The following is a 7,712-nucleotide window of genomic DNA, read 5'->3' on the forward strand; positions in this document are numbered from 1 at the left end:
GGGGGGGGGGGGGGGGGGGGGGCGCCGGGGGGGGGGGGGGGGGCGGGGGGGGGGGGGGGGGGGGGCGGGGGGGGGGGGGGGGGGGCCTGGGCGGTGCGGGGCAGGGGAGGCAGGCGAGGCGCGGCCCGGCGGGCGAGGCGCGGGCGGGCGAGGCGGGCGGGCAGGGCGGCGCGGGGCAGGCGTGGGGTGGGCAAGGCGGGCGCGGGGCTGATGGGCGGGCTGGCGTGGCTGGATGCGGGCGGCCGGGTGCGCGTTGGGATGCCGGCGGCTCGGCGCGGGCGGCTGGGTGTGCGGCGGCTCGGCGGGCGTGGCTGGGTGCGGGCGGCTGAGGCTCGGCTTGGTGGGCGGCTCGGCTGGCTCGTGGTTCGGCGAGGGAGCCGGCTCGGCGGTGCCGGGCGGTGGCCGGCGGCGCGGGGGCTCGGGCGTGCCGGGTGGGGCTGGCGGTGGTGGGGCTCGGGCGTGCTGGGTGGGGCCGGCGGTGCTGAGGGTGGCGGTGTTGGGTGGGAGCGGTGGTCCTGGTCCCGCGTTCCTCTCGTTTTACGGGACGCGTGAGAGGCCCGGAGGTCGCGGATCCTGTATGTCGCCTGATCGGGTGATCCGTTCAGGAACCTGCCTCCGGGCACTCTACCAGCGGTTTCAGCAGGTTCGCTGGGCCCTGTGGATGGTTACCGGGGTAGCCGGGCTGCCGTCGACCGGGGTTGGGTTGTCGGGAGTGGGGGCGATGCCGGCTGCTGCGATTCGGTCCAGGGTTGCCAGGCCCGTTTCGTCGGTTCGGCCGAAGACCGTGTAGTTGGGGCGGAGTACCGAGTCCGATGTCACCAGGAAGAACTGGCTGCCGTTGGTGTTCGGGCCGGCGTTGGCCATCGCCAGGGTGCCGCGTGGGTAGATGCGGCGCTGGCCGGTCGGGTCGTTGGGGGCGGGCTGGAGGTTGGTGGGTAGTTCGTCCTTGTACCTGTAGCCGGGGCCGCGTTCGCCGGTGCCGGTTGGGTCGCCGCATTGGAGGACCTTGAGGGTCGGGTATGCGGTTAGGCGGTGGCACGTCGTGTCGTCGTAGAACTTGTTGCGTACCAAGTGCAGGAAACTCTGGACCGTGCACGGGGCCGTCGCCCGGGGCAACATCAGCGGGATCGGGCCTTGGGAGGTGTGGAGGACTACCTCGGCCGTTCCGCGGGACGGGGTGTGGCGTGGGTCCGGGGGGAGTTTTACCGGGCGGGCGGCTGGGTCGTCTGGGGTTGCGGTGTAAGCGCATGGTCCGCGTGTGACGTCGGAAGGGACAGTGGCGCTCGAAGCGGGAGTGGCGCTCAGGGAAGGAGCGCCTACGGCTAAGAGGGCGGCGGTCAGGGTTGTGGTCAGGAAGGTCCGCACGGGGCACAGGTCTAGCGAAACCCGCAAAGGCGCACTAGGGCCGGTCGGAGGGTGACAGGTCGGCGGCCAGAGTGCTCAGGGACTCGCGGTCCGGTCTGCTCGTCTTGGTGATCAAGCTGGCCACGTGCTTCTCCACCGTGCGCGGCGAGATGTGCAACCGGGTCGCGATCGCCTTGTTGCCCAGTCGCCCCGCCAACAAGCGCAGCACCTCGAACTCCCGCACGGTCACGCCCAGCGCCCGCAGTTCGCGCGGCACCTGGTCCGAACCCGTGCGCCGCTGCGGGACCGACGCCCCGACCTGCCGCAGCAAACCCCGGCACGCGCTGGCCACCGCCGTCCCGCCGCTGGTGTGGAAGTACTCCTCCGCACCACGCAGCCACGCCACCGGCTCGCCCCACCCGTCCCGCACCGCCGCCTCGGCCACCAAGCGCAAGCCCAGGAACCGCGCCAACGGGTAGATCGCCGCCGCCTCCCTTGCCTCCCGCACGGCCACCGCGGCCTCCTCCTCCCTCCCGGCACGCCCGTGCAGCACCGCCAGCGCGAACCGCCCGAACACCCGGTTCCACCGCATCCCGGCCGCCGCCGACTGCGTGATCTCGGCGTAGGAGTCGAAGTCCAGCGCACCGGACAACGCCCCGAGCAGCAGCCGCAACCCGTGCGTCCCGGACAGGTGGAACGTCGTCGGCGTCTCCGCCTCGTACGCCATCGCCCGCGCCACGTCCTGCTCCGCCAGCTCCCGGTCCTCCTCCAGCAACGCGCAGATCGCCCGCGCCAGGCCGAAGCACAACGGCCGTTCCTGCGACCCGATCCCGCCCAGCTCGTGGAACCTGGCCACGGCACTGTCCACTTCGGACCGCTTGCCCTGGTGGGCGGCGGCGGTCGCCTGGGCCATCAGCACGTACAAAGTCATCGGCTTGAGCTGCAACCGGCGCGTGCCCTCACCGCACACCGCCAGCTTCTCCTCGGCCGCCGCGTACTCGCCGCGCAGCACGGCGTCCAGCCCGAGGATCGCGTCCACGTTGTACGCCACGGTGATCGCGCCGACCCGCAACGCCTCCTCGCGCGCCTCCACCAGCTGCGCCACCGACCCGTCGGCCAGCCAGTCGAGGCCTGCCAGCCGCACCACGGCGTAGGTCCGGTGGATCGGCAGCCGGTTCTGCTCGGCCAGCTGCCGCGCCCGCAGGAAGTGCCCGGCGGCCTCGCCCAGGTCGCGGTCCCGCGCCAGGATCCCCAGCAGCTGCAACGCCTCGCACGCCACCTCGGGCAGCGACGCCCGGGACGCGGCCTCGGCGGCGCGGCGGGCCAGGGCTTCGGCGGAGGAGATCCGGTCGGGGCGCTGCGCCTCCAGCGTCAGGAACGCGGCCACGGCGTCCACTCGCGCCAGGTGGGTGTCGTCGGCGTCGGGACCCAGCAACGCCCGCGCCGCGTCCACTTGCGCCTGCCCGTCGGCCAGGCGGCCGGACAGCCACGCCACCCGGGCCAGGATCGTGTGCAGCTCGGCCCGGCGCACCGGCGACAGGCCCGCCCCGCCCAGCTCCGCCACGGTGTCGGCCAGCGCGAACGCCCGCTCGAACTGCCCGGCCTCGCCCAGCGCGGGCAGCAGCGAGCGCAGCACGTCCGCCCGGATCTCCACGTCGACACCGCTGGCCAGCAGCCGGTGCGCGTGGTCGAGCAGCCGCACCGCCGAGCCCGCCGCGCCGTCGGCCAGCGCCCGCCGGCCCGCCTCGGCCAGCAGTTGCCCGGCTTCGGCGGTCTGCCCCGCGTCCAGCCGCAGCGACGCCACCAGCGGGCACCACTCGCCGGGCAGGTCGGGGTGCAGTCGCAGCACGGCGTCCGCGGTGCGCCGCGACACGTCGGCCCGGTGCGTCGGGGTCAGCTGCGCCAGCAGCGCCTCGGCGGTCAGCGGGTGCCGGAACGCGTACCAGTCCGGCACCGGCTCGTCCGGGGTCACCAGTTGCGCCGCGACCCCGGCGTGCAGGTGCGACAGCAGCGCCCGGTCGTCCATCCCGGTCACCTCGCGCAGCACCGACAGCGGGAACCGGTGCCCCAGCACCGCCGCCACCGACAGCAGCTCGCGGCCCTGCGGCCCCAGCCGGTCGGTGCGGTGCGCGATGGCCCGCACCAGTGCGGTCGGCACGTTGATGCGCAGCTCGCCCAGCACCTGCCACCCGCTCGGGCCGCGCACCAGCAGTCCGCCGCTGACCAGGCCGTGCAGCATCTCCTCGACCACGAACGGGATGCCGGCGCTGTCCGCCCACAGCCGCTCGGCGACCGCGTCGGGCACCTCCTCGGCGGTGACCTCCAGGCAGGACGCCACCATCCGGCGCACCATAGGCTCGTCCAACCGGTGCAGCTCCAGCAGAACGCCCGCACCGCGTTGCGCGGCAAGGCGGATGACGTCCAGCGCCGGACCGGCGTCGGCGCGCGTGGTCACCAGCAGCACCACCGGCACCTGGTCCAGGTTGTCCACCAGGTAGTCGATGACGGCCAGCGTCTCGGCGTCCGCGTCGTGCAGGTCCTCCAGCACCAGCAGGCACGGGCCGACCAGCGCGAGCAGCCGCAGCACCGCCTCGGCCAGCACCACCACGGACTGGTTCTCGCGCGGCTCGCCGCCCCACTCGGGCACCAGCCGGCCCAGCGCCGACCGGTAGGGGCCCAGTTCGCACAGGTCCGGCGCGTCACCGCCGCGCAGCAACGACATCAGCGCCTCGGCCAGCGGCCGGAACGGCACCATCGGCCCGATCGTGGACCCCCGGCCGCGCAGCACCCGCAGGCCGCGGTCGAACGCCGACCCGGCGGTCACCCGGGCCAGTCGGGTCTTGCCGATGCCGGGCTCGCCGACGAGGAACACCGCCCGCCCGCGGCACGCGGCAGCGTCGGCGAGGGCCTGGTCCAACACCCGGAGTTCGTCGTCGCGGCCGACCACGACCGGCGCGCGGGTCTGCATGGCCCGACCTTAGTCAAGCGCACGCCGAACTGCCCGCACCCCCAGTGTCCGCGCGGGCAGTTCGGCCTCTTCGTGCGGTGTTACCCGTGGACGGGGGTCACCGGATGACGGGTGCGCTCACCGACGTGCTGTCGGCCAGGCTCGCGGCGACGACCGCGTAGGCGCCGACGGCCAGCGTGAGGCCGGCCAGCGCCCGCGCCCGCGCGCCGGTCTTGTTCTTGCGGGACAGCGCCATCTCCCCGGCGGGGTGGTCACCGTCCTGGTCGTCGCGCCAGGTGGGGACCTCGTCGTGGTTGGTGGCGTCGCTCATCGGGGGTTCTCCTTGCGAGGGTAGGGACTTGCAGGGGTGTCGAGCATCAGCACGGACGGCGTCCGCTCGGGGAAACCTAGGCGCAGCAGCCCGTAACCGATCCCCGACAAACCGGTCAACAGGCCCGCCGACGGCACCCCGCCCGGGGTGCCGCACCGCGCTCCGTACTGGTCCAACGCGCCCAGGACGAGCCCGGCGCGCCGGGTGAGCATCGCCGACGCGAGCTCGTGCCCGCGTTCGGCGAGGACGGCCAGGGGTTCCAGCACGCCCAACTCACCATGACACAGGCTGAGGTCGCGCAGCGGTTCGTGCACCGCCAGCGCGTTGAGGCACCGGTCGAGGTGCAACGTGTACGTGTCGACCGGCTGATCGGGGTGGGCCGAATGCGCCAGCACCGCGCCCGCCAGGCCGGAGCACCAGCTGTGGTCCGCTTCGCCCACGTCCACCAGCCGCTGCCGCAACGCGCGGTCCGCGCGCAGGTGGGAGCGGCCGGCCACGGCGCTGCGCCGGTCGCCGACCAGGCGGGAGAACCGCAGCAGTGCCCAGCCGACACCCGCGCGGCCCCGCGCGAAACCGTCGCCGGTCGGCGTAGCGGCCAGCAGGCGGTCGGCGTAGGCGCGGGCCAGCCGTTCGGCGGCCGGCAGACCGCTTTCCGCGTGGACCGCGGTCATCGCGGCGAGTCCGCCGGCGCAACCTTCGACGATGTTCGCCGTGTCTTCACCGAGTGCTTCGACGGCCGCCGCGATGTCGACGGCTTCGGTCAACCATCCCGAGATCTCCGCGTCGTCGAGCAGGTTCGCCAAGCGCGCCAACGCGTAGCAGATGCCGCCCAGTCCGTGGAACGCGCCACCGCCCACCGCGGCGGCCAGTTCGGCGTCGGCCGCGAAGGACCGCAGCAGCGCCGGGACGGGGGCCAGCGCGTCGCGGGCGTACTCGGTGTAGCGGGCGGCGCCGGTGAGCGCGCCCAGCTGCGCCAGGAACAACGCCACCCCGGTGTAGCCGTTGGACAGTCCCGCGCCCATCGCCGAGACCGCCCAGTGCCGGTCGTCCACCAGCTCCAGGCCGACCCAGTTGACCCGGCGGCCGTCCGCGGTGGCGTGCGCGAGCACCTCGTCGGCGATGCCGCACGCGGCCACCAGCAGCCGTTGCGGGTCCGGGACGCCGGCGGCCGGCCGAGCGGGGACCGCCGCGCCGGAGCGGTGGTCCACCGGCCGGGGCCGGCTGGCCAGGGCGGCGGTGATCAGCCACTGCTGCTCGTGCCGGTCCACCTCGTCCAGCCCGGCGATCTTGCGCTCCACGGCCTCGATGCCGGTGGTCGGCAGCAGGTCCCCCAGGCGCTCGCCGCACGCCGTCCACACGTCCCGGCTGCCCGGCCGGGTGGTGAACAGCGGCACGTCACCGGCCCACAGGTCGCGCAGCTCGTGCGGCACAAGGGCTTTCAGGACGTCCTCGGTGGACTCGTCCCACAGCAGGTCCATCGCGGACTCGCGGTCGCCGGCGTCGCGCAGGGCGTCCGGGTGGGTCGACTCGTCCAGCAGGGTCGCGTAGAGCTGGGTCATCCGCGGCACGAACCGGACCGGCAGATCGGCGAAGGCGCGGAGAAGGCCCCGGTCGCCCAGCAGCTCGTGGCGGTGGTCGTAGAGCGCGTCGTAACCGGTGCGGAACCCGGCCAACAGCGCGCTTTCGTAGTCCGCGGGCTCCGCCTCGACCTCGCCCACGCGCGGGCGGTTGAGAGCGGGAGGTAGCGGCGCGGGGCGGCGGACCAGGCGCATCCGGTCGGTCGCCGGGTGCTGCCAGGTCACGCCGGTGGCGGCCGAGTTCTGGTCGCCCCCGACACCGCCGATGTCCAGCGCTCCGTGCTCGCCGAGCAGCACGCGCGGCAGGACGGCGGTCCGGTGCACCGACCGCGCCAGCGCGCGCATCGCCGGGTCCGCCGGGATGCCGACGGTCGGGTGGAACAGGGTCTCGACGTCGATGAGGACGGGCTGGTCGCCGTGGGCGATCAGGTTCTCGAAGTGCATGTCGGTGCCGTCGACGGCGTAGAGCAGGGCGAGCAGCGCGCCCAGGCGGTGGTAGAACCTCCCGACGCCCTCGACGTCCGCGCACGCCTTGTGCTCGACGAACTCCAGCCACCCGTGCGTGGGGCGGGCGACCACGGCCGGGGTGCGCAGGTCCAGTCCGGTGTGGCCGTCGAACCAGCCGAGCAGCCCGCTGAACGCTTGGTGCAGTGCCACGGGGCGGGGCTTGTAGACGACCTTGCGGCCATCGGCGAACGTCACCACCGCGACCGCACGGCCGCGTTGGTGCATGTCGCCCTTGGCTTCGATGCCGCGGACCGGGCCGGGGTCCTGGTTGTGGAGGAGGGAGCGGACGATGTCCAACCGGTCCTGGGCGAGCCGGTCCAGCAGCTCGCGGTGGGCTTGGGCGGCGTGCAGGCAGGTCTGGCCGAGGAGCCTCGCCAGGACCGGGTAGCGCTTGAGGACGTCGGACAGGTTCACGGTCTCGACGAAGTGCACGAACCGGGCTTGGGGGGTCGGCCCGTCGAGCTCCTGCGCGAGGCGCTTGAGGTTGAGCTCCAGGACGAGGGTCCGGGCGGCGATCCGGGCCAGCCGGTGGCCGAGGTCCCGGGCGAAGGCGGCGTCCGAGGCCAGGCGGGGGTCGAGCGCCAACGCCCCGCGGACGAGGGGGCGGAGAGCGAACGCGAAGGCGTCCAGCCAGTCACCACCACCGAAGTTGGCATGGGCCGCGGTCGCGGTGGCGCGTTCCACGAACGCGGCCCATGCCGGCCGCCCACGCGGGGCGACCAGTTCGGGGGAAGTCCCTCGCACTCCACCTCGCCACCAGGAGGCGGGGAGCGCGTCTAAGGCGGACGGGATCACGCTGCACAACCTGACATGCTTCGGACGGCCGCACATGGGGGCACGACCCCCAGATTCCTACTGACCCCGCATGGATGCGGCCTCACGCTTTATGAGCTTCGGGATCGATGCGCTTCGCGCTCTTGGGACGCGCTGCGCGCTCTCAAGATCAAAAGATTAAAAGCGGCGCTCGCCGCGCGGCAGGCCCCCGGGGGTGGAAGGGCGTCGGTTT

General features: G+C 74.1%; 4 protein-coding genes. All 4 read right to left on the reverse strand.

The features are described 5' to 3' along the window. Positions 1-636: 636 nt before the first annotated feature. The 4 genes from WBN91_RS38245 to WBN91_RS38260 all read right to left on the reverse strand — a co-directional run bounded on the left by WBN91_RS38245 (position 637) and on the right by WBN91_RS38260 (position 7,450). On the reverse strand, positions 637-1,365 hold the full coding sequence (locus WBN91_RS38245; protein WP_443217874.1) for a peptidylprolyl isomerase: 729 nt from the start codon (positions 1,363-1,365) through the stop codon (positions 637-639). Between the two features lie 34 nt (positions 1,366-1,399). Next, positions 1,400-4,312: an ATP-binding protein gene (locus tag WBN91_RS38250; RefSeq protein WP_337728340.1), complete on the reverse strand. Its 2,913-nt coding sequence runs from the start codon at positions 4,310-4,312 to the stop codon at positions 1,400-1,402. 97 nt (positions 4,313-4,409) lie between these two features. After that, entirely contained in the window at positions 4,410-4,622 is a 213-nt protein-coding gene (locus WBN91_RS38255) for a hypothetical protein (protein WP_337728339.1), read from the reverse strand. After that, positions 4,619-7,450, reverse strand: coding sequence for a type 2 lanthipeptide synthetase LanM family protein (locus tag WBN91_RS38260; protein ID WP_337728338.1), 2,832 nt, complete (start codon positions 7,448-7,450; stop codon positions 4,619-4,621). Before WBN91_RS38260 ends, WBN91_RS38255 begins: the two co-directional genes overlap by 4 nt. Between the last annotated feature and the right edge of the window lie 262 nt (positions 7,451-7,712).

The organism is Saccharothrix sp. CCNWYY140 (assembly GCF_037401995.1).
Lineage (GTDB): Bacteria > Actinomycetota > Actinomycetes > Mycobacteriales > Pseudonocardiaceae > Actinosynnema.